23 protein-coding genes are annotated in these 24,962 nt (G+C 59.0%); 14 read left to right on the top strand and 9 right to left on the bottom strand.

Features of this window, described 5'->3' with window-relative positions; genetic code table 11:
• Positions 1-71 precede the first annotated feature (71 nt).
• A complete protein-coding gene (locus DDT56_RS20865; protein WP_136168307.1) occupies positions 72-539 on the bottom strand; it encodes a NanQ anomerase/TabA/YiaL family protein in 468 nt (155 codons plus the stop codon).
• A gap of 116 nt (positions 540-655) precedes the next feature.
• On the opposite strand from DDT56_RS20865, the gene DDT56_RS20860 reads away from it, so the two are divergent.
• From DDT56_RS20860 to DDT56_RS20825, 8 genes are all read left to right on the top strand, one after another.
• Positions 656-979 carry a hypothetical protein gene (locus DDT56_RS20860; RefSeq protein ID WP_136168306.1) on the top strand — a complete coding sequence of 108 codons (324 nt, stop codon included), beginning with the start codon at positions 656-658 and terminating at the stop codon, positions 977-979.
• Between the two features lie 19 nt (positions 980-998).
• Positions 999-1,934: an aspartate carbamoyltransferase gene (pyrB, locus tag DDT56_RS20855; RefSeq protein WP_136168305.1), complete on the top strand. Its 936-nt coding sequence runs from the start codon at positions 999-1,001 to the stop codon at positions 1,932-1,934.
• 13 nt (positions 1,935-1,947) lie between these two features.
• On the top strand, positions 1,948-2,412 hold the full coding sequence (gene pyrI / locus DDT56_RS20850) for an aspartate carbamoyltransferase regulatory subunit (RefSeq protein ID WP_009114621.1): 465 nt from the start codon (positions 1,948-1,950) through the stop codon (positions 2,410-2,412).
• 103 nt (positions 2,413-2,515) lie between these two features.
• Positions 2,516-2,902 carry a 2-iminobutanoate/2-iminopropanoate deaminase gene (gene ridA, locus DDT56_RS20845; protein WP_136168304.1) on the top strand — a complete coding sequence of 129 codons (387 nt, stop codon included), beginning with the start codon at positions 2,516-2,518 and terminating at the stop codon, positions 2,900-2,902.
• A gap of 302 nt (positions 2,903-3,204) precedes the next feature.
• Complete coding sequence (locus DDT56_RS20840; protein ID WP_136168303.1) at positions 3,205-4,638, top strand: circularly permuted type 2 ATP-grasp protein; 1,434 nt, start codon at positions 3,205-3,207, stop codon at positions 4,636-4,638.
• Entirely contained in the window at positions 4,638-5,567 is a 930-nt protein-coding gene (locus tag DDT56_RS20835; protein WP_136168302.1) for an alpha-E domain-containing protein, read from the top strand. The genes DDT56_RS20840 and DDT56_RS20835 overlap by 1 nt, the downstream gene beginning before the upstream one ends.
• The gene (locus DDT56_RS20830) at positions 5,564-6,388 is read left to right on the top strand and encodes a transglutaminase family protein (RefSeq protein ID WP_136168301.1); all 825 of its coding nucleotides are present in this window, start codon (positions 5,564-5,566) and stop codon (positions 6,386-6,388) included. Before DDT56_RS20835 ends, DDT56_RS20830 begins: the two co-directional genes overlap by 4 nt.
• Before the next feature lie 21 nt (positions 6,389-6,409).
• Positions 6,410-7,144, top strand: coding sequence for a proteasome-type protease (locus DDT56_RS20825; protein WP_136168300.1), 735 nt, complete (start codon positions 6,410-6,412; stop codon positions 7,142-7,144).
• An 11-nt stretch (positions 7,145-7,155) separates the two neighbouring features.
• On the opposite strand, the gene DDT56_RS20820 is transcribed toward DDT56_RS20825, so the two are convergent.
• The 4 genes from DDT56_RS20820 to DDT56_RS20805 form a co-directional block, all read right to left on the bottom strand.
• The gene (locus tag DDT56_RS20820; protein WP_136168299.1) at positions 7,156-8,739 is read right to left on the bottom strand and encodes an ABC transporter ATP-binding protein; all 1,584 of its coding nucleotides are present in this window, start codon (positions 8,737-8,739) and stop codon (positions 7,156-7,158) included.
• Complete coding sequence (locus DDT56_RS20815) at positions 8,732-9,553, bottom strand: ABC transporter permease (RefSeq protein ID WP_136168298.1); 822 nt, start codon at positions 9,551-9,553, stop codon at positions 8,732-8,734. Before DDT56_RS20815 ends, DDT56_RS20820 begins: the two co-directional genes overlap by 8 nt.
• A gap of 67 nt (positions 9,554-9,620) precedes the next feature.
• Entirely contained in the window at positions 9,621-10,559 is a 939-nt protein-coding gene (locus tag DDT56_RS20810) for an ABC transporter permease (protein WP_136168309.1), read from the bottom strand.
• Positions 10,560-10,624: 65 nt separating this feature from the next.
• Positions 10,625-12,169, bottom strand: a complete 1,545-nt coding sequence (locus DDT56_RS20805) for an ABC transporter substrate-binding protein (protein ID WP_136168297.1) — start codon at positions 12,167-12,169, stop codon at positions 10,625-10,627.
• Positions 12,170-12,676: 507 nt separating this feature from the next.
• Between DDT56_RS20805 and nrdD the strand changes: the two genes are divergently transcribed.
• A complete protein-coding gene (nrdD, locus tag DDT56_RS20800; RefSeq protein WP_136168296.1) occupies positions 12,677-14,815 on the top strand; it encodes an anaerobic ribonucleoside-triphosphate reductase in 2,139 nt (712 codons plus the stop codon).
• Positions 14,816-14,872: 57 nt separating this feature from the next.
• A complete protein-coding gene (gene nrdG / locus DDT56_RS20795) occupies positions 14,873-15,337 on the top strand; it encodes an anaerobic ribonucleoside-triphosphate reductase-activating protein (RefSeq protein ID WP_136168295.1) in 465 nt (154 codons plus the stop codon).
• A 14-nt stretch (positions 15,338-15,351) separates the two neighbouring features.
• Here the strand turns inward: nrdG and DDT56_RS20790 are convergent, their stop codons facing one another.
• The 3 genes from DDT56_RS20790 to DDT56_RS20780 are packed head-to-tail and all read right to left on the bottom strand — an operon-like array spanning position 15,352 to position 16,958.
• The gene (locus DDT56_RS20790; RefSeq protein WP_136168294.1) at positions 15,352-16,005 is read right to left on the bottom strand and encodes an NAD(P)H-binding protein; all 654 of its coding nucleotides are present in this window, start codon (positions 16,003-16,005) and stop codon (positions 15,352-15,354) included.
• Between the two features lie 18 nt (positions 16,006-16,023).
• Positions 16,024-16,485, bottom strand: coding sequence for a YhbP family protein (locus tag DDT56_RS20785; protein ID WP_136168293.1), 462 nt, complete (start codon positions 16,483-16,485; stop codon positions 16,024-16,026).
• 26 nt (positions 16,486-16,511) lie between these two features.
• Positions 16,512-16,958 (bottom strand): winged helix-turn-helix transcriptional regulator, encoded by a 447-nt coding sequence (locus DDT56_RS20780; protein ID WP_136168292.1) that lies wholly within the window; start codon positions 16,956-16,958, stop codon positions 16,512-16,514.
• 150 nt (positions 16,959-17,108) lie between these two features.
• Here DDT56_RS20780 and DDT56_RS20775 point away from each other — a divergent pair, with 150 nt between their 5' ends.
• On the top strand, positions 17,109-18,335 hold the full coding sequence (locus DDT56_RS20775) for an MFS transporter (RefSeq protein WP_246856838.1): 1,227 nt from the start codon (positions 17,109-17,111) through the stop codon (positions 18,333-18,335).
• Here the strand turns inward: DDT56_RS20775 and DDT56_RS20770 are convergent.
• Positions 18,332-20,542 carry a YgiQ family radical SAM protein gene (locus tag DDT56_RS20770; protein ID WP_136168290.1) on the bottom strand — a complete coding sequence of 737 codons (2,211 nt, stop codon included), beginning with the start codon at positions 20,540-20,542 and terminating at the stop codon, positions 18,332-18,334. The two genes, DDT56_RS20775 and DDT56_RS20770, sit on opposite strands and share 4 nt — an antisense overlap.
• A gap of 375 nt (positions 20,543-20,917) precedes the next feature.
• Between DDT56_RS20770 and DDT56_RS20765 the strand changes: the two genes are divergently transcribed.
• The 3 genes from DDT56_RS20765 to DDT56_RS20755 all read left to right on the top strand — a co-directional run bounded on the left by DDT56_RS20765 (position 20,918) and on the right by DDT56_RS20755 (position 24,869).
• Positions 20,918-21,499, top strand: coding sequence for a hypothetical protein (locus DDT56_RS20765; protein WP_136168289.1), 582 nt, complete (start codon positions 20,918-20,920; stop codon positions 21,497-21,499).
• A 71-nt stretch (positions 21,500-21,570) separates the two neighbouring features.
• Complete coding sequence (locus tag DDT56_RS20760; protein WP_136168288.1) at positions 21,571-24,252, top strand: molybdopterin-containing oxidoreductase family protein; 2,682 nt, start codon at positions 21,571-21,573, stop codon at positions 24,250-24,252.
• A 2-nt stretch (positions 24,253-24,254) separates the two neighbouring features.
• Entirely contained in the window at positions 24,255-24,869 is a 615-nt protein-coding gene (locus tag DDT56_RS20755) for a 4Fe-4S dicluster domain-containing protein (RefSeq protein ID WP_136168287.1), read from the top strand.
• Positions 24,870-24,962: the final 93 nt, after the last annotated feature.

The raw sequence follows: 24,962 nt of genomic DNA, 5'->3' as shown, positions 1-24,962 counted from the left end.
CGCTGAACTCACATATACCGTTAACAGTATATGTGACTAAGAGACAGCCTCCGCCGGGGAGGAGGCAACAGTCAGCGCACCAGCGACGCGTCAATCTTCACCACCGCTTTGCGCACCGGCGCGGGTTCCCCCACGGCGCACAGCGGCTTGTGTACTTCGCCGGGGAAAAAGACCACGAAGTCGCCCGGTTGCAGCACCAGCTGTTTTTCCTGCTCGCCCGCCGGTAAAAAGGCGATATCTTTATCCGCCAGCCAGTCGACGTCCGCTTTACCCGCCGGCAGGTTGCTGAACGTCATCCCTTCCACGCCCGCCAGCACAATCTGAATATCCAGATATTTGCCGTGGTACTCGGCGCGGCGCTGTTCCAGCGCTTCGGTGCTGTCGTTGGAAATCAGCACGAAGGCGTTATCGCCGTCGATATCATGCCTGCCCAGCGGCGTATCCGCCGTAACGTTGCGCTTAACGTACTCGATGGCGTCGCGCAGTTTAGCGGGCAGATAAGGAACCAGTTCAAGATGGTGGATATTGCCAGTGATCATGATTATCCCCGTTTTAGAATGAAACCGTGTTTTATAAACCGTAATCGCACCCATGGTTATACGCTGTAAACCCGTTGCCCGCCAGCGCGTTATCCTGAAAAGGTGAGCTGGATTTTATGCTGTTATTCTGCCGCCGTTTACCGCAGGGGATATTCATTTCGCAATCGATTGCCATGAGTAAAAAATCATCTTTTCCGCTTGAATTAGCCTCATCGGCGCGTATAATTTCCGACAATTTGCCGGGAGGGAACATGCACTGCTGCATAACGAAAAAACCCGCTGCCCATGCTGGTTATCAACCGCAACTGCCATCCGGCAGGCAGCCGGCCTTTTCCTTTCCGTTGCTTGACCGATCGTTGATGAAAAGCCCCTCGATGAGGGGCTTTTTTTTGCCTGTCGTTTATGGCGAACCAGACAACAGCGCCGTTTACCGGACCTAACCGTGGGGAGAAAAACAAAATGGTCAATCCGCTTTATCAAAAACACGTCATTTCAATTAACGACCTCAGCCGAGAGGAACTCGAGCTGGCATTGCGGGTGGCCGCCAGCCTGAAAGCCAACCCGCAGCCGGAGCTGTTAAAGCACAAAGTGATTGCCAGCTGTTTTTTCGAGGCCTCGACGCGCACGCGCCTGTCCTTTGAAACCGCGATGCACCGGCTGGGGGCTTCGGTGGTGGGTTTTGCCGACAGCAGCAACACCTCGCTGGGCAAGAAGGGCGAAACGCTGGCCGACACCATCTCGGTTATCAGCCAGTATGTGGACGCCATCGTCATGCGCCACCCGCAGGAGGGAGCATCCCGCCTCGCCGCCGAATTTTCCTCCGGCGTGCCGGTGCTTAACGCCGGCGACGGCGCCAACCAGCACCCGTCGCAAACGCTGCTCGATCTGTTTACCATTCAGGAAACCCAGGGCCGCCTGAGCAATATCAATATCGCCATGGTGGGCGACCTGAAATACGGCCGCACCGTGCACTCGCTCACCCAGGCGCTGGCGAAATTCGACGGCAACCGCTTTTATTTTATCGCTCCGGATGCGCTGGCGATGCCGGACTATATCCTGACCATGCTGGAAGAAAAAAATATTCCCTACAGCCTGCACAACGGCATTGAGGAGGTCGTCTCCGACCTCGACATTCTGTATATGACGCGGGTGCAGAAAGAGCGGCTGGATCCGTCGGAATATATCAACATCAAATCGCAGTTCGTGCTGCGCGCCGCCGACCTGAACAGCGCGCGCGACAACCTGAAAGTACTGCATCCGCTGCCGCGCATTGACGAAATCACCATCGATGTGGATAAAACCCCCTACGCTTACTATTTCCAGCAGGCGGGAAACGGCATTTACGCCCGTCAGGCTTTGCTGGCGCTGGTACTGAATCGCGAACTGGTTGTGTGAGAGAGGAATAGTCATGACTCATGATAATAAATTACAGGTAGAAGCCATCCGGCGCGGCACGGTTATCGATCACATTCCCGCCCAGGTGGGTTTTAAGCTGCTGACCCTGTTCAAGCTGACCGCCACGGACCAGCGCGTGACCATTGGGCTGAATCTGCCCTCCAACCAGCTTGGCCGCAAGGATCTGATCAAAATCGAGAATGTGTTCCTCACCGAGCAGCAGGCGAATCAGCTGGCGATGTATGCGCCGCAGGCCACCGTAAACCAGATTGACGACTACGACGTGGTGCGTAAGCTGGCGCCGACGCTGCCCGACCATATCGACGACGTATTAACCTGCCCCAACAGCAACTGCATCAGCCGCAGCGAGCCGGTGTCATCCTCGTTCAGCGTCAAACAGCGTGAAGGCGACGTGCACCTGAAGTGCAAATACTGCGAAAAAGAGTTCGAGCGCCGGGCCGTTCTGCAGGATCGCTAGACAGGCTTTCTTTCACCGCCCCCGCTTACGGCCATTGCCTGACGCGGGGCTTTTTTGAATAATGGCGCTGTCAGTATCCTTTTACCCCCAATCAGGAGATATCATGTCACGCTCTATCAGTACCGAACAGGCGCCGGCCGCCATCGGCCCTTATGTACAAGGCGTCGATCTCGGCAGCCTTATCTTCACCTCCGGCCAGATCCCGGTTGACCCGAAAACCGGTCTGGTCGCCGATGACATTACGGCCCAGACGCGCCAGTCGCTGAAGAATCTGCAAGCCATTGTGGAAGCCGCCGGTCTGCAAGTTTCCGATATTGTGAAAACCACGGTATTCGTTAAAGACCTGAACGATTTCACCACTCTCAACGCGGCCTATGAAGCCTTCTTTACCGAGCACAACGCCCCTTTCCCGGCGCGCTCCTGCGTGGAAGTGGCGCGCCTGCCCAAAGACGTGAAAATCGAGATTGAAGCGATCGCCGTACGCCGCTAAGCCCGGTTAGCGGTCATAAACCTCAATAGACGCGCCGTTCGGCTGCGCCTTTATTATGGCGGGCTTTCCTGCCCGCCACCCTGTGGGCCGCCGCAAGCGGCGTTTAAAATCGCTCCCGGCGATTTTTTATGGCGGGCTTTCCTGCCCGCCACCCTATGGGCCGCCGCGGTGCAGGCCCCGCGGCGTCGCCCCAATAGAGTGCGACATTTTGCGCCACATGATGGCGCGGACGCTCTTTGTCAAAATGGCGCATTTTATGCATTGCACTATTATCGCTATTAAGCGTGATGCAGGGGATGACAATGATAAAAATGACGCTTCCGACACCGTCTTACTATGATGAGATGCTTTCCGTGGCAGGCGAACAGCGCCGGCACTACGACTCCTATTGGCAATGGCTGCAACAAACCGATCAGCAGGCGATCAGGCAAAAAAAGGAGCAGGCCGAGCTGCTGTTTCATCGCGTCGGCATCACCTTTAACGTCTATGGCGAAGAAGGCGGCACCGAGCGTTTAATTCCTTTCGACAGCGTGCCGCGCATTATTCCCGCCCATGAATGGCGCCAGCTCGATAGCGGCATCCGCCAGCGGGTGCAGGCGCTGAACGCCTTTCTGTACGATATCTACCATCAGCAGCATATTCTCAGAGCCGGCATTATTCCCAGCGAGCAGGTGCTGGCCAACGATCAATATCAGCCCTGTATGCAGGGAGTGGATCTGCATAACAATATCTATGCCCATATCACCGGCATCGATATGGTGCGCAACAGCGACGGCCGCTATTACGTACTGGAAGACAACCTGCGCACCCCGTCCGGCGTGTCCTACATGCTGGAAAACCGCAAAATGATGATGCGGCTGTACCCGGACCTCTTCGCCAGCCAGCATATTGCGCCGGTCGAACGCTACCCCAGCTACCTGCTGCAAACGCTGCGTGAAAGCACCCCGGTGGACGACCCGACCGTGGTGGTAATGACGCCGGGACGGTTTAACAGCGCCTATTTTGAACACAGTTTTCTGGCGCAGCAGATGGGCGTGGAGCTGGTGGAAAGCGCCGATCTGTTCGTAAAAGCGGGTGCCGTGTATATGCGCACCACCGAAGGCCCCTGCCGGGTGGACGTTATTTACCGGCGCGTGGATGACGCCTTCCTCGATCCGCTGGCGTTCCGCGCCGACTCCATGCTCGGCGTTCCCGGCCTGCTGTCGGTGTACCGCGCCGGCGGCGTGGTGCTGGCCAACGCCATCGGCACCGGCGTGGCGGATGATAAATCCATCTACCCTTACGTGCCGGAGATGATCCGCTTCTACCTCTCCGAAGAGCCGATTCTGGGCAATATCCCCACCTGGCAGTGCCGCGATCCGCAGGCGCTCAGCTATGTTCTCGGCAATCTGGACAGCATGGTGGTGAAGGAAGTGCACGGCGCCGGGGGATACGGCATGCTGGTCGGCCCCAGGGCGACGCGCCAGCAAATTGAGGACTTCCGCCGACGGCTGCAGGCCAATCCGTACAATTACATCGCCCAGGAGACGCTGGCGCTTTCCACCTGCCCCACCTTTGTGGAAGACGGACTGGCTCCCCGCCATATCGATCTGCGGCCGTTCGCGCTGTCGGGGGAAGAGATCCGCCTGATACCCGGCGGATTAACCCGCGTGGCGCTGACGGAAGGCTCGCTGGTGGTCAACTCGTCGCAGGGCGGCGGCACCAAGGATACCTGGGTCATGGAGGAGGAGGAATAATGTTAAGCCGCACAGCCAGTGAACTCTATTGGATGGCCCGCTATCTGGAACGGGCGGAAAGCCTGGCCCGAGTGCTGGACGTCACCTATAAATTATCCATGATGCCGCGCCACAGCCAGCAGCAGCGCGACCTGGCGCTGCCGCTGAATCTGACCTATACCCACGAGCTGTTCCAGGAGCGCTACGCCCGTTTCTCCATGAACAACCTGCTGAACTTTTTCGCGCTGGACAGCCAAAACCCCAGCAGCATCTATAACTGTATCGAAATGGCCTGGAACAACGCCCATGCCGTGCGCGGCAGCCTCTCGTCCGAAGTCTGGGAATGCATTAACACCACCCGTATCGATATCCGCAGCCTGCACGATCAGGGGGTGGATAAAATCGGCATCGACGCGTTTTTCGACTGGGTGAAAGAGCGCGCGCACCTGTTCCGCGGCGCGATGTTCGGCACTCTGCTGCGCAACGACGCCCAGTGCTTTATTCGCCTCGGCACCCTGATCGAACGCGCCTACGCCACCGCGCAGCTGCTCAGCCTGAAAGATCGGCAGTTGAATAGCGACCCCGATCCGGTGCGCGAATATTACCGGCTGGATACGCTGCTGCGGGCCGTCAGCGCCCGCGAAGCCTACCATAGCATCTATCGCCAGCCGATCAGCCGGGAAACCGTGACCGAATTACTGGTGCTGCGGGGGGACGTGCCGCGCTCGCTGCACGCCTGTATCGACGATCTGGTGCAACAGCTGGAAACCATCGGCAGCCAGCGGGCCAAGGTGCCTCATCGCCTGGCCCATCTGCTGCGCGTGGAGCTGCGCTTCAGCACCCTTGACGACATCCTGGCCAAGGGCCTGGAAGCCTACCTGAATGAGTTTATCAGCAAGATCAATGAACTGGCCGACAGCATCCGTCATACCTATCTGGAGGCGCTATGAAACTGACCATCAACCACCTGACCCACTATCACTATGATGAGGAAGTGAAATTCAGCACCCAGTACCTGCGTCTGACCCCCAAGAACTCGGCCCGCCAGCAGATCCGGGAGTGGAAGCTGACGCTTCCCGCCTCGGCCGTCGCCACCACCGACGCCTACGGCAACGTGCTGCACGTGATGACCCTGGACGTTCCGCATCACGACATCACCATCCACGCTCAAGGCGTGGTGGAAATCGCCGATAACGCAGAACAGAGCTATGACGGCGGCGAAGCGGATACCCTGTCGCCGCTGGTGTTCCTGCGCGCCACGCCGCTGACGGAAGCGGATGGCAGCATCCGCGCCTTTGCGCAGCGCTATTATCGGCCGCAGGAGCAGGAAGAGAGCCTGAATACGCTGATGGCGGAATTACAGCTGAAAATGCCGTATACTCCCGGCGCCACGCAGGTTCAGGACACCGCGGCGCAGGCGTTCGCCATGCAAAAAGGGGTGTGTCAGGATCATACCCACGTCTTTCTGGCCTGCTGCCGCAGCCTGAATATTCCGGCCCGCTACGTCAGCGGTTACGTTTATAGTCAGGATACGCAGCATGTGGCCATGCACGCCTGGGCGGAGGTCTGGCTGCACGATCGCTGGCAGGGATTTGATATTACCAATAACACCCGTTTGCTCCATCAGCATCTGTGGCTGGCGGTGGGCATGGACTATCTGGACGCCTGCCCGGTGCGCGGCTCGCGGCTGGGCGGCGGGTGTGAAGAGATGTTTTCCGAGGCTGAAGTACGTCTGTTCGAACGCCAACAGCAGGTGCAGCAGCAACAGTAGATTTTAACGAAAAGGTGCTTTATGACGTACTGTGTGGCCATGCGTCTGTCTGACGGTTTGGTATTTGCTTCGGATTCCCGCACCAATGCCGGTGTCGATCACATTGCAACGTTTAAAAAACTTTATGTTTTTCATGAAGATAATCAACGCGTGCTGGTGATCCAGTGCGCCGGGAATCTGGCCACCACCCAGAGTATCATCAGCCTGCTCAGCGCCCGCATCGAGGCGCAGGAAACGCCCAATCTGCTGCAGGCCGGCACCATGTACCACGCCGCCATGCTGCTGGGAGAAACGGTGCGTGAAGTGATCCACCGCGACAGCCAGGCGCAGCAGAGCGGCAGCAACACCAATTTCGGCTGCAATCTGCTGTTGGGCGGTCAGATCGCCGGCGAGGCGCCAAGGCTGTTCCATATCTATCCTGAAGGCAACTTTATCGAAGCCACCGACGACACGCCCTATTTCCAGATCGGCGAAAGCAAGTACGGCAAACCGATTATCGATCGGGTGCTGAGCATGGATACGCCGCTGGAGCAGGCCATGTGCTGCGCGCTGATCTCCATTGACTCCACCCTGCGCAGCAACCTGTCGGTGGGGCTGCCGCTCGACGTGATGATCTACCGGGCGAACAGCTTCGACACCCGCGAACAGCAGCGTATTACCGAAAATAACCCCTATTTCATCCAAATCCGCAAGGCGTGGTCGGAAGGGCTGCTGAATACCTTTCGCCAACTGCCGCCGTTCCCGGATATAAAATAGTCATCAATAGGTTACGCCTTGGCGGCGCTAACCTCCCGCAGCCAGCCGCAGCGCATTTGCGGCACGGCGATCAGTAGCTGTCGCGTATAGTCGTCCAGCGGCGGCGATAATGTCTCCGCCACCGGCCCCTGGCGGACGATCCGGCCGTGGCGCAGCACCGCCACGCTGTCCGCCACTTCGCGCACCACGTGAAGGTCGTGGGTGATAAACAGGTAAGCCACCCCGGTTTCCCGCTGGATCTGCCGCAATAGCGCCAGCACGTCGCGCGCCACCAGCGGATCGAGCGCCGACGTCGGCTCGTCGCACACGATCAGCTCAGGCTCCGCCGCCAGCGCGCGGGCGATGCACACCCGCTGTTTCTGGCCGCCGGAAAGCGCGCCGGGATAGCGCTCGGCATGCTCGGCGGGTAAGCCGACCCGCTGTAGTAAATCCCGCACCCGCGCGCCGCGTTGGCCGGCGGGCAGATCCGTCAGGCAGGCTATCGCGCGCTCAATCTGCACCCCGACGGTCAAACGCGGATTCAGCGCCGTATCGGGATGCTGATGAATCATTTGCACCGCCTGAAAATGGCGGCGGGTACGCTGCGTCAGGCACGGCGGCAGCGACTCGCCCTGCAAGACGACGTCGCCGCTCTCCGGCGCCAGCAGCCCGCACACCGCGCGGCCCAGCGTCGATTTCCCCGAACCGGACTCGCCGATCACCGCCAGCGTCCGGCCGCGGGTCAGCCGCAGGGACACCGCTTCCAGCACCGGCTGCCGGCCATAGCTGGCGCTGACGCGCCGAATATCCAGCACAACGTCGTCCGACGGCGGCCGCGGCGCTTTGGGTTCCCCCCGCGCCAGCAGCAGCTGGCGGGTATAGTCCTGCGCCGGCTGGGCCAGAATCTGCGCGGTGGCGCCGATTTCCACCTGGCGCCCGCCGCGCAGCACCATGATCCTGTCGCTAAGCTGCGCCACCACCGCCAGATCGTGGCTGATATAGAGCGCGGCGACGCCGGTCAGGCGAATAATGTCCGCTATCGCCCGCAATACGCCCAGCTGCGTGGTGACGTCCAGCGCGGTGGTCGGCTCGTCAAAAATGATCAGATCCGGCCCGGCGATTAGGGCCATGGCGATCATCGCCCGCTGGAGCTGGCCGCCAGACACCTGATGCGGATAACGGCGGAAAAACGCCGCCGGGTCCGGCAGGGAGAGCCGGGCGAACAATTCCAGCGCCCGTTCGGTCGCCTGCCGGCGCGTCAACGCCCGGTGGAGCACCGCCGTTTCGATCACCTGTTCGCCGATCCTGCGCGCCGGATTGAACGCCGCGCTGGCGGACTGGGCCACGTACGCGATGCGCCGGCCGCGCACCTTGCGCAGTTGCCGCTCGGACAAGGCCGCCAGGTCGCTATCCGCAAACCAGATGTGCCCTTGCCGAATGCGCATGCCGTGGCGGCAATGGCCGAGAATGGCCTGTCCGATGGTGGATTTTCCGGCGCCGGACTCGCCAATCAGCCCCAGCACTTCCCCTTGGCGCAGGTTGAAGGAGATATCGTCCACCAGCGTCCGATCGCCGGCCGCCACCTGAAGGTTTTCCACCCGCAATAAATCAGCCATGACGGCCTCCCCGCCAGCTACGCGCGTTGCGGCTGAGCAGCCAGTCCGCCACCAGGTTCAGCGATACCGCCAGCAGCGCAATCGCCGCCCCCGGCACCAGCGCCGCCCAGACGCCGAACAGAATGCCGTCCTTATTATCCCGCGCCAGACCGCCCCAGTCCGCCGTGGGCGGCTGGATCCCCATGCCGAGAAACGACAGCGCGGAGAGAAACAGCAGGATGAAAATAAAGCGCATGGCGAACTCCGCCACCAGCGTGGTCGCCGCGTTGGGCAGGATTTCGCGCCACAGGATCCAGCGCATGGACTCGCCGCGCATGCGGGCGACCTCGATAAACTCCTGCGCGGCGATATCCACCGCCAGCGAACGGGCCACGCGCAGCACCCGCGTGGCTTCAAGCACGCCGAGCACCAGAATGATGATGGCGGTGTTTTTCGGCAGCAGCGCCAGCACCACCAGCGCCAGAATCAACGTCGGGATCGCCATCAGCACGTCATTGACGCGGGAAATCAGCTGATCCGCCCAGCCGCCGCATACGCCGGCCAGGAATCCCAGCAATGTGCCGAGTAAAAACGCCAGCAGCGCCGCCAGCGCCGTTACCGTCAGCGACGTTCGGGTTCCCCAGATCAGGCGGGAAAACAGATCCCGCCCCAGATTGTCCGTTCCCAGCAGCGCCTGTTCCGTCGGGCCGATCCAGGGACCGCCCACAACCTGATCGGCCGGATAGGGCGCAATCCAGGGCGCCAGCGCCGCCAGCAGAATAAAAACGCCCAGCCCCAACAGGCCGAGCAGCGCGGAAGGTTTTAGCGCGGGCATGCGGCAGGCTCCCCTTTTGTTTGCATATTGCACTCTATTCTTCGTTGGGCTGATTCCATTCGGCGGATCACCGGGCATGACGCAGACGGGGATTGGCGATCAGCGCCACCACGTCCGCCAGGAGATTCAACAAGATATAAATCGCCGCCAGCACCAGCGCGCAGCCCTGAATCACCGGCATATCGCGCTTGCTGATGCTGTCGACCATATACTGCCCCAGTCCGGCATAGACGAAGACGTTTTCCACAATCACCACGCCGACCATCAGGTAAGCCAGATTCAGCACGATCACGTTGATGATCGGCCCCCAGGCGTTCGGCAGGACATGGCGCAGCAGGATGGCGGAGGGCGCCAGGCCTTTCAGCAAGGCGGTATCGACATAGGCGGCGTTCTGGGCGTTAATCAGCGCCGCGCGGGTCATATTGCTCATATGCCCCAGCACCGCCAGCAGCAGGGTGACGCCGGGCAGGACTATCGCCGTCAGCCGGGATGATAGCGGCATGCCGGCGCTGACGTTGCTGTTGCTGGGCAGCCACAGCAGGGTGATGGAGAACACCAGGATAAGCAGATAGCCGGAGAAAAATTCCGGCAGCGCCACCGCCGTGCGGGTAAAGATATTCAGCAGTTGATCCAGCCAGCCGCCCTGATAGCGCACGGAGATAAAGCCAATCAGCAGCGCCAGCGGTACGGCGACAGCCGCCGTCCATCCCGCCAGGAACAGCGAATTCTCCAGGCGGTAGGCCAGCACCGGGGCGATGTTCTGCCGGCTGGTAAAGCTCTGCCCGAAATCCCCCCGCACTATCCCGCCCAACCAGGAAAAGTAGCGGGATAGCGCCGGCTGGTCCAATCCCAGCTGCGCATTGAGCGCGTGCACCGCTTCCGGCGTGGCGGACTGCCCCAGGATCGCCGCGGCCGGGTTGCCCGGCAGCAGTTGAATGCCGGCGAAGATCAGCACCGACACCACCGCGAGCATCGCCACGCCGGCCAGCAGCCGACGGGCGATCATCAGCGCCAGCGGAGAGCGGGGAATTAAAAACCGCAAACTACCTATCACCGTCGCATCGCCCGTTTTCAACTCGCCAGCCAGACTTTTTCGGCGGCACGGTTACCGCTCAGCGGGAAGCCGGGGATGGCGTGGAAACCTTTGACCTTATTGTTGCAGGCGTCCAGCGTATCGGCATACAGCGGGATGATTTCGCTGCCTTTTTCCACCAGCATCACCTGAATATCGTGGTAAATCTGCCGGCGTTTGTCCTCGTTCTGTTCACCGCGCGCCGCCTGCACCAGCTGATCAAACGCCGGCTCATGCCACAACGATTCGTTCCACGGCGCCTTGCTGGTAAACACCAGGGACAGTAACGCATCCGCCGTCGGACGCATCGACCAGTTGGAAGAGACGAACGGTTTCTTCATCCAGACGTTATCCCAGAAGGCATCGTCCGGCACGCGCTCCACCGTCAGCGGAATGCCGGCGCGCTGCGCGGAGGCCTGATAGAGCTGGCCGGCGTCCACCGCGCCGGGAAAGCCGGCATCCGCCACCGACAGCACCAGCGGACCTTTGAAGCCCGCTTTTTTCCAGTGAAACTGGGCTTTTTCCGGATCGTAAGGACGCTGCGGAATGTCTTTGGCGAAATAGCGGTTCGACGGAAAAATCGGGTTGTCGTTGGCGACGCTGGCGTAACCGCCCAGCACGGTATCGACGATTTGCTGGCGATCGATGGCGTATTTCAGCGCCAGACGGCCGTCCAGCGAGTCGAACGGCGCCACGTTGCCCAGGCCGGGGAAGGTGAAAATAAAGCCGTCGCGCGTACGCAACAGTTGCAGGTTGGGCATCCTTTCGATGCGGCTGACAACGCGCGGATTGACGCGGTTGATAATGTGCGCCGAGCCGCTCACCAGCGCCGCCACGCGGGCGGTGGAGTCGTTCATCGCCAGCGTTTCCACCGAATCCACGTGGCCGCGTTCGCTGTTCCAGTGATTCGGGTTACGCTTAACCAGCGTGCGCACCCCCGGCTGGAAGCTCTCCAGAATAAAGGCCCCGGTGCCGATGCCTTTATCAAAGGATTCATTTTCCGCGGTAATGGCGAAGTGAACGTCGCTCAGCAGCGCGATAAACTCCACGTTCGGTTCGCTCAGGCGAATGGTGACCGCATGGGCGCCGGTCGCTTCCAGCGAGGTTACCGGGTCCAGATAGCCTTTTACCGATGAGCTGGACTGCTCGCCGCGGTGGTGATTGAGGGAGTAGACCACGTCTTTCGCCGTCAACGAGCGCCCATCGTGGAACTGCACCCCGGAGCGGATGTTCAGGATCCAGGTGCGGCCGCCTTCCGCGCTGGACCAGGACTCCGCCAGCGACGGGATCAGCTCGCCCTTTTCGTCAACCTCGACCAGGTTGTTAAACAGCTGGGAGCCGACGAAATACATATAGGTTTCAAACCAGAAAGCGGGGTCGAGACGGTCGGTGCTGGAGGCGTTGTCCACCCCGATAATCAGATGCCCGCCTTTGCGCGGGGCGTCGTTGCCTTCCGCTCCCCACGCATAGCCCAGAGGCCAACCGGCGGTCGCGGCGGCGACGGAGACAGCGCAGGCACCCTTGATAAAATGACGACGATTCATGATATTTATTCCTTTCGTTATCCCACCGTTGCCGATGGCTTTTTTCTTCTTCGCTGCGGTCAATCCATTTAAGATTTATGCCTGCAACAGTAGCGTGCGCCCGCCCTATTCCGCCGTCCGACATCGAAACCCGTTACGCCATGCGTATAGCTCGTTGCGCGAACTGAAAAACGGTGCGCTCACCTTAGTGAAAAAACGTTTGGATGTCTAGATGCCTTTATAGCCAAAACGTCATCAAAGGGCGCGATGCCGCGCGCGCCAGGGCTTAGCGAATTCCCGGCATTTTATTGTTGTTTTTTGTACAAGAGTGAATTATCTACGACACTCGATTTTCTTTGCTCTACGTCAAAAAAATGGTGATACGCAGGCGCAAAATTCAATATATAGTGTCTATCATATAAATGATGAACTATATATAGTGCTTATCCACAATATCTTCCACAGCCCCCCGCAGCCCTTGCGCGCCGCGGTTTCCCCCTGTGGATAACATTGACTGAGGAAAAAAACGTGAAACCAGTAGTGATTAAACGGGATGGCTGCCAGGTACCTTTTGATGAAGTACGCATCAAAGAAGCCGTCGAGCGAGCGGCGCAGGCCGCCGGCATCGACGACGCGGACTACTGCGCAACCGTAGCCTGTGCAGTCGCTCAACAAATGCAGGATAAACGACGCGTCGATATTCGGGACATCCAGAACGCGGTCGAAAACCTGTTGATGTCCGGCAAATACAAACAATTGGCGCGTACCTATATTGAATATCGCCACGATCGCGACGTCGCGCGCGAGCGTCACGGCCGGCTGAATCAGGAGATCCGCGGGCTGGTGGAACAGAGCAATATGGCCTTGCTGAACGAAAACGCCAACAAAGACAGCAAAGTCATTCCCACCCAGCGCGATCTGCTGGCGGGGATCGTCGCCAAGCACTACGCCAAACAGTACATTCTGCCGCGCGACGTGGTGCTGGCCCATGAGCGCGGCGAGATTCACTATCACGATCTCGATTACTCCCCCTTCTTCCCGATGTTCAACTGCATGCTTATCGATCTGGGCGGCATGCTGACCAAGGGATTTAAAATGGGGAACGCGGAAATCGAGCCGCCGAAGTCGATTTCCACCGCCACGGCGGTCACCGCGCAGATTATCGCCCAGGTCGCCAGCCATATTTACGGCGGCACCACCATTAACCGTATTGATGAAATTCTGGCGCCGTTCGTCGCCGCCAGCCATAAAAAACATCAGGCCGTGGCGCGGGAATGGCACATTCCCGATGCGGAAGGCTATGCCCGCACCCGGACGGAAAAAGAGTGCTACGACGCCTTCCAGTCGCTGGAATACGAGGTGAATACGCTGCATACCGCCAACGGCCAGACGCCGTTCGTCACCTTTGGCTTCGGGCTGGGCACCAGTTGGGAGTCCCGGCTGATCCAGGAGTCCATTCTGCGCAACCGCATCGCCGGGCTGGGTAAAAACCATAAAACGGCGGTGTTCCCCAAACTGGTATTCGCCATTCGCGACGGGCTGAACCACAAGCCTGCCGATGCGAATTACGACATCAAGCAGCTGGCGCTGGAATGCGCCAGCAAGCGCATGTATCCCGATATCCTCAATTACGATCGGGTGGTCGAGGTTACCGGCTCCTTTAAAACGCCGATGGGCTGCCGCAGTTTCCTCGGCGTCTACGAAGAGGACGGCGAACAAATCCACGACGGCCGCAATAACCTGGGGGTGATCAGCCTGAACCTGCCGCGTATCGCGCTGGAAGCCGAGGGCGACGAGGTCCGCTTCTGGACGCTGCTCGACCAGCGCCTGGCGTTGTCGAAAAAGGCGCTGATGACGCGTATCGCCCGGCTGGAAAACGTGAAGGCCCGCGTGGCGCCGATTCTGTATATGGAAGGCGCCTGCGGCGTGCGCTTGAAAGCGGACGACAGCATTGCGGATATCTTCAAGAACGGCCGCGCGTCTATTTCGCTGGGCTACATCGGGCTGCATGAGACCATTAACGCGCTGTTCGGCAATGAGGTTCACGTCTTCGACAATGCGCAGCTGCGTGAAAAAGCCGTCGCCATCGTCGCCCGTCTGAAAGCCGCCACCGAGCAGTGGAAAAAAGAGACCGGCTACGGCTTCAGCCTGTACAGTACGCCAAGCGAAAACCTGTGCGACCGCTTCTGCCGGCTGGATACCGCCGAGTTCGGCATTATTCCGGGCGTAACGGATAAAGGCTACTACACCAACAGCTTCCATCTGGACGTGGAGAAGAAGGTCAATCCGTACCAAAAAATCGATTTTGAAGCCCCCTACCCGCCGCTGGCCAACGGGGGGTTCATCTGCTACGGCGAATATCCGAACCTGCAACATAATCTGAAAGCGCTGGAAGACGTGTGGGATTACAGCTATCGCCACGTCCCTTATTACGGCACCAACACGCCGATCGACGAGTGCTACGAATGCGGCTTCACCGGTGAATTCGAGTGTACCAGCAAGGGCTTCACCTGCCCGAAATGCGGCAATCACGACTCGGCCCGCGTCTCCGTCACCCGTCGGGTGTGCGGCTATCTCGGCAGCCCGGACGCCCGGCCGTTCAACGCCGGCAAACAGGAAGAGGTTAAACGGCGCATCAAACACCTGGCCAACGGGCAGTTGGGTTAACCGCGCCGGGCCGCGCTACAACGCGGCCCTACTCCTTATCAAACGGCCTTTACGCAGATGAATTACCATCAGTATTACCCCGTTGACGTGGTCAACGGCCCCGGAACGCGCTGCACCCTGTTTGTTTCCGGGTGCGTGCATCAATGCCCCGGCTGCTACAACAAAAGCACCTGGCGGCTTAATTCCGGCCAGCCGTTTACGGCGGAACTGGAAGATCGGATCATCGCCGACCTCCAGGACACAGAGATACCCCGGCAGGGCCTCACCCTGTCCGGCGGCGATCCGCTCCATCCGCAAAACGTACCCGACGTTCTGCGCCTGGTAAAACGGGTGCGCGCGCAATGTCCCGGCAAGGATATCTGGCTGTGGACGGGCTATGTGCTGGCGGAGCTGACCGAGGAACAGCGGCAGGTGGCGTCCCTGATCAATGTGCTGGTGGACGGCAAATTCGTTGAGGATCTCAAAGATCCGGCGTTAATCTGGCGCGGCAGCAGCAATCAGGTTATTCACTACCTGCGCTGACAGCCGCGCGGCGGCTACAAAGGCGTTGTCCGCTTGGCCAGCGAACGCAGCTGGTCGGACTCCAACACCGCCACCTTCGCTTTCGGCTGTGGCGAAAACGCCTGATTCAATAAGGCCTGCGCCACGGTTTTCCCCTCTATCGCCCGCCATTTCGCCGGAAAAAAGCGAAAGAGCGGCGCGATCAGGCTCTCCAGAGGACGATGGTTTTCCCTTTCCCCCACAAGCAGCGAGGGGCGGGCCAAGGTCAGATGTTGCCATCCCTGCTGGCGCAGGGACTTCTCGGCCGCGCCTTTGACCCGCGAATAAAAGAAAGGCGACGTCGCGTTGGCGTTGAGCGAACTGACCACCAGCAGATGTTTCGCCCCCAATGCCAGCGCGGTTTTCGCCCCCTCCACCACCAGCGTGTAATCCACATAGCGGAACGCCTGTTTACTCCCCGCGGCCTTTAGCGTCGACCCCAGGCAGCAAAAGGCGATATCGATGGGGGAAGTCAGTTGAGAAAGCGCCGCGGCGAGATCGGGGTTATGGGGATTCACCACTTTTTCGGCAGGAGGCAACGGCTTACGGGTGGGTGCGTAAATCGTTTCAACCCGGTGATTGGCCTTTAAAAGCTGCAACAGTTCATTGCCTACCAGCCCCGTCGCCCCTAATAGCAATACCCGGCTCATATATCCTCCTGTGGTTATCTATGTTTTTAATATCATGGCGTCATGCCCGGTGCGTTGCCAATAGCGTTTCTTCCCAAAACCCAGCGCGTTGTCCGTCATTTTCAGTTCGGTCAGCCGCAAGCGCCACACCGGCGCCCCGGAGGCTCTGGCGACCGGGAAACGCGCGTTATACCGCGCCCGCGCCTGCCGTTCGTCCTCCCCTTGCAATAACTCGGCCTGCGCGCGGAACTGCACCCCTTTAATCAGCAAAACGCTTTTCGGCTGGCCGCTGACCGCTCCGGCGACCCGCGGCTGCCGCGACATCAGCTCGCCATGACGAGTGTGCGGCTCCGTCATCAGATAAAAAGCCACCTGCTGTTCGTCATAAGTGTAGAAGCAACTGGCGCACCATAAATCCGAATTATCGCCCACGCACAGCGTCAGTACGTGCAGCTTCTTCAAATAACGGGAGATGGCTTTAAGGTCGTTTTCTGTTTCCACCTATCCTCCTGCCGTACGTTGGCATTTCAGTTAACCTTCTGAACATAGGTATCCTGCGGCGCCAGTAAACGCCCTTCGGCGGAGCGGGGCGCCATCGCCGGCAGGGGCTTGCCGGTCTGTCGCTCCAGCAGCCGGGAGTGCGCTTCACCCGGTTCAAACAGATGCCGCTCTCCCCACTGGCGCAACACCACCACCAGCGGGAAAAGCTGAGCGCCTTTAGGGGTCAGCACATATTCCTGATATGCCGAGCCGTCGGACGCCGGCCGCACCGCCAGAATATCCTCTTCCACCAGACGGCGCAGACGATCGGTAAGAATATTGCGCGCCACCCCCAGACTACGCTGAAAATCGCCGAAACGCCGACGATCGTCGAACGCATCGCGAATAATCAGCATCGACCACCGATCGCCGACCACATCCAGCGCACGCGCCACCGGGCACGCATCCTCTTTCATACTTTTGCGTTTCACCATCGGTCTCTTATCCCGTTTCCGTCTTATCAAACCCTGCGCCAGCCGGCTGATTTTTCACTGGCGTCATAATTTCTAGTTGCATTTTAAAACCACCATCCTTAGGCTGCAATCAGTTGCATTTTGAAACTCATTGTTATGCGGAATAGTATCATGACCACAGAAAACCGTATCGCCGTCTCACCCCTGCCCGCCCCCATGCCGCGGCTGATGGTTCTTTTACTGGCCGCCGCCTGCGGGCTAAGCGTGGCGAACGTCTATTATGCGCAGCCGCTGTTAGACGCGCTGTCGGCGGATTTCGGCATCGGCACCGCGGCGATCGGCGGCGTCATGACCGCCACCCAGGTCGGCTGCGCGCTGGCGTTACTGCTGCTGGTGCCGTTGGGCGATCTCGTCAACCGACGCCATTTAATGTTAGCCCAGCTTGGCGCCCTGACGGCGGCGCTGATCGCAGTGGCGCTGGCGACCACGCCGCTTTATTTACTGGCCGGCATGCTGGCCGTAGGAATGCTGGGCACCGCAATGACCCAAGGGCTGATCGCCTATGCCGCGACCGCGGCGGCGCCGCAGGAGCGCGGACGCGTTGTCGGCGCGGCGCAGGGCGGCGTGGTGATCGGGCTGCTGCTGGCGCGCGTTATGGCGGGCATTATCGCCGACTTAGCGGGCTGGCGCGGCGTGTATCTCTTTTCCGCCCTGCTGATGCTATTGCTGGCCGTCGCGCTGTGGCGCGCGCTGCCGCATCAGGCCCGGCCGGCGCAGCGCTCATCCTATCCGGCGATGCTGCTCTCTATGCTGGCATTGCTGCGCGAGGAGCGCACGTTGCAGATACGCGGCGTCATCGCTTTACTGATGTTCGCCGCCCTGAACATCTTCTGGAGCGCGCTGGTATTGCCGCTGAGCGCCGCGCCTTATTATCTTTCCCACACCGCGATCGGCGCCTTTGGTTTGGTGGGCGTACTGGGCGTGCTGGCCGCCGTCAAGGCGGGCGACTGGGCGGATAAAGGACGGGGGCAATGGGTCAGCGGAGGCGCCCTGTTATTGCTGCTGGCGGCGTGGCTGCCGCTGGGGCTGACCCCCTATTCGCTGTATGCGTTGACCGTCGGCATTATCGCGCTGGATCTCGGCGCTCAGGCGATTCACGTCGCCAACCAAAACATGATTTTCAACACCCGCCCGGATGCCCATAGCCGCTTGGTGGGGTGTTATATGCTGTTTTACAGCGTTGGCAGCGGACTGGGCGCGATGGCGGCGACCATGGTTTATGCCTCCGCCGACTGGGCGGGCGTCTGCCTGCTCGGCGCCGCGGTCAGCCTGTCGGCGTTGGTTTTCTGGGGCGTTACCCTGAGCAGGATGCCGGTTTCCGCGCCATCGCGATCTTAACGCGGTTTTTTATCCCGCTTAGCCGGTTTTTGAGCGGAATGCTTAGCGGCTGCGCTATTTTTACCGCCCGGCGCCGCTTTTTTAGCGACGGATTTATCGACGGCGGGCGGCGCGGTAAAGCGGGTCAGCGCTGGGCGGCCGGCGCCCTTCGCCCCCGCTCCCGCGCGTTCTCCCGGCGCGGCGGCGGGGATCAGGCAGCCGGGCCGGTTGCCGATCAGCCGCTTCATCCCCATGGCGCTCAGGGCGTCGCGGATCAGCGGCCAGTTCGCCGGATCGTGATAGCGCAGCAGCGCCTTATGCAGCCGGCGCTGGCGCTCGCCCCGCGGCACCACCACGTCCTCGCTCTTGTAATCCACCTTGCCGAGCGGATTCTTGCCGCTGTAATACATGGTGGTGGCGTTCGCCAGCGGGGAAGGATAAAAGTTTTGCACCTGATCCAATCGGAAACGGTTCTCTTTCAGCCACAGCGCCAGATTGACCATATCCTCATCCCGGGTGCCCGGATGCGCGGCGATAAAATAGGGGATCAGATACTGCTGTTTTCCCGCCTGTTGCGAATAATCGTCAAAAAGCTGCTTGAAACGGTGATAGCTGCCCATTCCGGGCTTCATCATTTTCGACAGCGGCCCGGCTTCGGTGTGTTCCGGGGCGATCTTCAGATATCCCCCGACGTGATGCTCGGCCAGCTCCTTGATATAGCGCGGATCTTCCACCGCCAGATCGTAACGGACGCCGGAAGCGATAAGGATTTTCTTGATCCCTTTCAGGCCGCGCGCGCGCCGGTAAAGTTTAATGGTCGGCTCATGGTTGGTATCCATATGCGGACAGATTGCCGGATAAACGCAGGAAGCCCGCCGGCAGCTCTGCTCGGCGCGCGGCGACTGGCAGCGCAGCATATACATATTCGCCGTCGGGCCGCCCAGATCGGAGATCACGCCGGTAAACCCCGGCACGTTATCGCGGATCTCCTCGATCTCTTTGACGATGGACGCTTCCGAGCGGCTCTGGATAATCCGCCCCTCATGCTCGGTGATCGAACAGAAGGAACAGCCGCCGTAACAGCCGCGCATAATATTGATCGAAAAGCGGATCATATCGTAGGCCGCAATCACCGCCTTACCGTAGGAAGGATGCGGAACGCGCTGAAACGGCAGCGCGAACACCGCGTCCATCTCCTCGGTAGAGAGCGGGATCGCCGGCGGATTAATCCACACGTAACGGTCGCCGTGCTTTTGCATCAATGCCCTGGCGCAGCCGGGATTGGTTTCATGATGTAATATCCGCGACGCATGGGCGTACATCACCTTATCGCCTTTCACTTTTTCAAATGACGGCAACAGCACGTAGGTTTTTTCCCACGGCTTGGGTCTGGGCGCCCGCACGGTAATCGGCTGAGCCGCTTCCGCTGCGGGAACCTCCCCCTCGGAGCAGGGCAAATCCTCGCCGTAGGGATTGATAATCGGTTCGATGCGGCCGGGCTTATCGAGCCGGGTGGAGTCAACCCCCGTCCAGCCGACCAGCGCCGTTTTACGCATCACCGCAGTATTGCGCACATCGTGGATAGCGCTTATCGGCTCACCCGCCGCCAGCCGGTGCGCCACCTCCGCCAGCGGCCGCTCGCCGTTGCCGTAGATCAGCATGTCCGCCTTGGCGTCCACCAGCACCGAGCGCCGCACGGTATCGGACCAGTAATCATAGTGGGCGATGCGCCGCAGGCTGGCCTCAATGCCGCCGAGGATCACCGGAACATCGTTATAGGCTTCCTTACAGCGCTGGCTATACGCCAGCGTCGCGCGATCCGGCCTTTTCCCGCCGATATTGCCGGGGGTATAGGCGTCGTCATGACGTAACTTGCGGTCCGCGGTATAGCGGTTAATCATCGAATCCATATTCCCGGCGGTGACGCCGAAAAACAGATTGGGCTTGCCGAGGCGCATAAAATCGTTTTTCGACGTCCAGTCAGGCTGCGCGATGATACCGACGCGAAACCCCTGCGCTTCCAGCAGCCGCCCGACTATCGCCATGCCAAAACTCGGATGATCGACATAGGCGTCGCCGGTCACCACGATCACATCGCAGCTGTCCCACCCCAGTTTCTCCATCTCCTGGCGCGACATGGGAAAAAACGGCGCGGTGCCGTAACACTCGGCCCAATAACGCGGGTACGAGAACAGGGTTCGTTCGGGCTGGATCAGGCTGGTCGGCATAGAGGTTCTTCGTTGTCGGAAAATGCCCCGGATAACGTTTGCTGGCCGCTTAACCGGGAAATGGGTGCGGAATTATACGCGGACCGCAATAACGCTGCAGGCCGAAATAACGCCGGTATGCGGCGGATCAAGATTTTTTGCCGGAAAGCGCGTTTAGAGGTGGGGAATAGTTTATTACGCCAGGGGCGTCTTTGCTAAATCTCGACCGTAATAACAAGCGTGAAATGTATTTTATGTGATATAGGCTTCATACCAATAATGAATGTTCGATTCACCTCACAGAAAAATAATAAAAATGCTCGGCAGTATTACCATGTTTTTCTTTATTACCAGTCTAATAATTTTTCTCGGTATTACCTCGGCGAGAGGATAGTTATGGCTATTATCGAGACCATCGAATCGCAAGAGCCGGACAACGCCATCACACGTATCCTGCAGAGGATTTCATGCGAACCTGCCCATCGGATGGTGCTCTATAAAATGCTGTCACTTTGCGAAACCGCTCGCTCGGCCGTCGAGATCGAGCAGGCACTGCTTTCCTATCCCGAAATGAAAGTGGTGCTGCAGCCGCCGTCAGTACTGCTGGCATGGCTGGCGCAGGCGGGGGGTATTGAGCAGCTTGCGGGGGAGGATTCGGCGCCGCTATGGCGTACCACTCCGGCTGGCAGGCATGTGGTTCGACGTGAGCACCCCACCGCACGACTGACCCGCTTGCTGGCTCAGGAACCGGTTTACCGTCCCCTCTATCTGCAGGTTCTGCAAGCCTGTGTGGTCCCAAAAACCAAAACCGGGATCGATGCAATGCTGCGGGATAATCCGCTGTTTGAGCATTCCAGAGTATATGCCAGCTATTTTATCGAGGCGCTGGAACAGGCGGGGGGGCTTGAATGGAACGATGGATGGCAGACCACCCGCAGCGGAATAAAAGTAATCGACGAGAATAATTATCCTGACTGATATCTAACCTATTTCCGATTTCTGTTTTTGGTGTAGGAAACATTCACTATAAAAATAACAGAGAGAAGCATATGGAACAGTCGGTACTCAGTAGAAGAGATTTTTTCAAGGCAACGGCCATAACCGGCGTTGCCGGAGTGCTCGGGGGTTCACTGTGTGATGGACTGATCCCGCGTGTAACCGCGGCAACTCAGCCTGAGGCGGAAACGCCGGTCACGACGAAAATCGTCAAGACGAACTGCAGAGCCTGTATTCATAACTGCGGCGTGCTGGCCCATGTCAGAAACGGCCGGGTGATAAAGCTGGAAGGTAACCCGGAATATCCCATGTCCAAGGGCGCTATATGCGCCAAAGGTCTTGCGGGCATAGCGGCCCTTTACCATCCCAATCGTAATAAATATCCGATGCTGCGCGTAGGGGCGCGCGGGGAAAATAAATGGAAGCGCATCACCTGGTCCGAGGCAATTGACACTATCGCCAAAAAACTGATGGAAACCCGAGAGAAATATGGCGCGGAAACCGTTTTCGGCTCTACCGGCGGCGGCGGCAATCCCGAGTTTTTCAGCGTTCAACGGTTTTGCAACGCGTTCAATACGCCGAACTGGTTTGAACCAGGCTGCGCCCAGTGCTACCTGCCGCGAACGCTCGCTTTTGGACTGATGTATGGTGGTCCAGATACCAGTATTGCAGATTCGAAAAGTCTGGAGATTTACAACCCCGATACTGAAATGAAGACGCTGGTGATGTGGGCGACCAATGCCTCCTATAGCAGCCCGGCGGGAGGAGGACGCGCGGTGAATGAGCTGCGCGCCAAAGGGGTGCGTACCGTGGTCATCGACCCGCGGTTCACCCCTGATGCCGCCAAAGCCGATATCTGGCTGCCGATCCGGCCGGGTACCGACGTAGCGCTGATGCTGGCCTGGATCCGATATATTTTGGCCCACCAGCGTTATGATGAGGAATTTATCACCCGCTGGACCAACCTGCCGTTCCTGGTAAACACCCGGACCCGGATGCTGCTGCGAGCCAGGGATCTGACGCCAGACGGCGAGCCTGACGTCTATGTAGTCTGGGATGGCAAAAGCAATTCCGCTCGGCCGCTTCCTTACCCCTGGGACGATAAACTGGAGCCGGCGCTGGATGGCGAATTTACCGTTAATGGCGAGGTGTGTAAAACCGGCTTCCGCCTGCTGAAGGAAAGGGTGGAACCCTATAGTCTGGATAAAGCGGCTGAAATTTGCTGGCTTGACGTGGAGAAAATCACCAAAGCGATCGAACTTTATCTACAGGGACCCGGTGGCATTTCGCTTGGCGTAGCGACCGATCAAAATGAAAATTCGGTACAGGCCGCCATGGGGGCGGTGTTACTCAATTCGTTAATGGGGAATGTGGAGAAACCGGGTGCGCTGATGCAACGTTTCCCTTCGAGCGGCGTCGCCCCCTTTGATACCTATATCGTGCCGACGGCCAGGAAGCTGCTTTCGGAAGAGCAGTTGAATAAACGGCTGGGCGGTATCGAATATAAAGGACTGCTACAGTGGTGGGCCGCGCATCCCTCAAGCGTGCAGGACGCCATTCTGACCGGCAAGCCTTATAGGCCGCGGGTGTGGCTCGAGCGTTCCGGCAACAAGCTGGCCATGCAGGGCAATGCCTCATCCTGGCTGCCGGCGATTGAACAGATGGATTTCATCGTCCATATGTATATGTATCCCACCTCGTTCTCGGTTTATGCCGATATTCTGCTGCCCGCCGCCGAGTGGCTGGAAACCGATATGCTGGTGGAGTCGCTCAATACCGTGTTTGCCAGACAAGCCGTCACCCATATTTGGGAGACGGAGAATGAGACATTGTTCTGGGCCAAACTGGCCAAACGCTGTGCGCAACTGGGGCATGAGAATTGCCAGAGGGCATTCGATGCCGAATTCATGGGCGAGGATTTACCCTATTGGGAGACGATGGAGGAACTGCTGGATGCCCGGCTGGCCCCCCTGAATATTTCCTGGGCGGAGTTCATTGACAAAGTCCCTTACGAATTCCTGCCCTATCAGCAGTGGTGGCGTTATTTCGTCTACCGGCAGATTGATCCCCATACCGGCCAGCCCACTGGATTCGACACGCCCTCAAAGAAACTTGAACTGTACGGCGAGGTTTTCATCACCCTAGGGCGAACCGGTGAGCCTTACAGCACCTATAAATTACCGCCGGCATCAAAAGACTACGATCCGCTGCCGTATTACGTTGAACCTGCCGAAAGCCCCAACCAGGAGATTGCGAAAAAATACCCGTTGGTTATGACTAACGGACGCCTGCCGATTTTCCATCACGGCACGTTAAGAAATTCGCCGTTTATCCGGGAAATTTATCCGGTAGCTGAAATCTGGATTAATCCGGTCACGGCGGGCGAGCGAGGCGTGGCGCAGGGGGACTGGGTGTGGATCGAATCACTGCGTGGCAAAATCAGGGCCAAAGCCCGCGTCACCGAAGGGATCCCGCCGCGGATAGTTTATATGGAACGGTTCTGGAATCCCGAAACGCTAAATACGCCTACGCAGGGCTGGCGCGAAATGAACGTTAACATGCTCACGAAAAACGATGCCCCTTTCAACGATGTCGTCGGTACATACACGCTGCGGGGATTTCAGGTCAACGTGTCGAAGGCGGATGGCGCGCCCGCCGGTATCTGGCAGAAGCCGAAAGACTTTACACCCTGGCTGCCGCAACCGTCCGATCCGACGAAATCAGTGGAGTTCTAGCTATGGTGCAAAAAACATTGGTTATCGATCTGGATCGCTGCATTGGCTGCTATGCCTGTGAGGTCGCCTGCAAGCTGGAGAACGGCGTCGCGCTGGGCGTGTTTTACAATAAGGTCCTGACCGTGGGACCCAGCGGCACGTTTCCGGATCTGGAACAATACTTCCTGCCCACCGTCTGTCAGGGATGTACGGACCCGCCCTGCGTGAAAGTGTGCCCTACCGGGGCGTCGTACAAGACCGACGATGGGCATGTCCTGATCAACAAGGAAACCTGCATCGGCTGCCGGTATTGCATGATGGCCTGTCCGTATGGGGCGCGCTCTTATAATGAGGAGACCCATGTGGTGGAAAAATGCACGCTTTGCAACCATTTGGAAGCCGTCGGTGAACAGCCCGCGTGCGTAAAAGCCTGCTGCGGCAATGCACGCTTCTTCGGCGACATCGACGACCCGGACAGCAATGTCGCCAGGGTGCTCAAGGAAGCGGGAAGCGATAACGTGCATGCCCTGCCTGACGTGGGGAATCATCCTTCGGTTCGCTATATCTTGCATCGCCAGACGGCCCTATGGCGGGAAAATCAACCGGTCGACGCCTGGAGGAACAGACAAAACGGGTAGCGAATGGGCACTGGTGTTCTTCACGGCGTTTGGCGATCGGTGGTCTGTTCGGTGTTTTCGCCAGGGCAGTTGTGTTTAGAGTGCGGATGTTCA

Origin of the sequence: Brenneria corticis, assembly GCF_003115855.1 — a bacterium.
GTDB lineage: Bacteria > Pseudomonadota > Gammaproteobacteria > Enterobacterales > Enterobacteriaceae > Brenneria > Brenneria corticis.
Note: the sequence above shows the minus strand (reverse complement) of the source record. Positions and strands in the feature narration are given on the sequence as shown.

Coding starts and splice junctions, on each gene's coding strand:
- DDT56_RS20830 (WP_136168301.1), top strand. CDS start 5,564: ATGAAACTGACCATCAACCACCTGACCCACTATCACTATGATGAGGAA.
- DDT56_RS20780 (WP_136168292.1), bottom strand. CDS start 16,958: ATGGTGAAACGCAAAAGTATGAAAGAGGATGCGTGCCCGGTGGCGCGT.
- pyrB (WP_136168305.1), top strand. CDS start 999: ATGGTCAATCCGCTTTATCAAAAACACGTCATTTCAATTAACGACCTC.
- DDT56_RS20815 (WP_136168298.1), bottom strand. CDS start 9,553: ATGCCCGCGCTAAAACCTTCCGCGCTGCTCGGCCTGTTGGGGCTGGGC.
- DDT56_RS20775 (WP_246856838.1), top strand. CDS start 17,109: ATGACCACAGAAAACCGTATCGCCGTCTCACCCCTGCCCGCCCCCATG.
- pyrI (WP_009114621.1), top strand. CDS start 1,948: ATGACTCATGATAATAAATTACAGGTAGAAGCCATCCGGCGCGGCACG.
- DDT56_RS20765 (WP_136168289.1), top strand. CDS start 20,918: ATGGCTATTATCGAGACCATCGAATCGCAAGAGCCGGACAACGCCATC.
- DDT56_RS20805 (WP_136168297.1), bottom strand. CDS start 12,169: ATGAATCGTCGTCATTTTATCAAGGGTGCCTGCGCTGTCTCCGTCGCC.
- DDT56_RS20760 (WP_136168288.1), top strand. CDS start 21,571: ATGGAACAGTCGGTACTCAGTAGAAGAGATTTTTTCAAGGCAACGGCC.
- DDT56_RS20860 (WP_136168306.1), top strand. CDS start 656: ATGCTGTTATTCTGCCGCCGTTTACCGCAGGGGATATTCATTTCGCAA.
- DDT56_RS20840 (WP_136168303.1), top strand. CDS start 3,205: ATGATAAAAATGACGCTTCCGACACCGTCTTACTATGATGAGATGCTT.
- DDT56_RS20835 (WP_136168302.1), top strand. CDS start 4,638: ATGTTAAGCCGCACAGCCAGTGAACTCTATTGGATGGCCCGCTATCTG.
- DDT56_RS20820 (WP_136168299.1), bottom strand. CDS start 8,739: ATGGCTGATTTATTGCGGGTGGAAAACCTTCAGGTGGCGGCCGGCGAT.
- DDT56_RS20755 (WP_136168287.1), top strand. CDS start 24,255: ATGGTGCAAAAAACATTGGTTATCGATCTGGATCGCTGCATTGGCTGC.
- DDT56_RS20790 (WP_136168294.1), bottom strand. CDS start 16,005: ATGAGCCGGGTATTGCTATTAGGGGCGACGGGGCTGGTAGGCAATGAA.
- DDT56_RS20810 (WP_136168309.1), bottom strand. CDS start 10,559: ATGATCGCCCGTCGGCTGCTGGCCGGCGTGGCGATGCTCGCGGTGGTG.
- DDT56_RS20865 (WP_136168307.1), bottom strand. CDS start 539: ATGATCACTGGCAATATCCACCATCTTGAACTGGTTCCTTATCTGCCC.
- DDT56_RS20825 (WP_136168300.1), top strand. CDS start 6,410: ATGACGTACTGTGTGGCCATGCGTCTGTCTGACGGTTTGGTATTTGCT.
- ridA (WP_136168304.1), top strand. CDS start 2,516: ATGTCACGCTCTATCAGTACCGAACAGGCGCCGGCCGCCATCGGCCCT.
- nrdG (WP_136168295.1), top strand. CDS start 14,873: ATGAATTACCATCAGTATTACCCCGTTGACGTGGTCAACGGCCCCGGA.
- DDT56_RS20770 (WP_136168290.1), bottom strand. CDS start 20,542: ATGCCGACCAGCCTGATCCAGCCCGAACGAACCCTGTTCTCGTACCCG.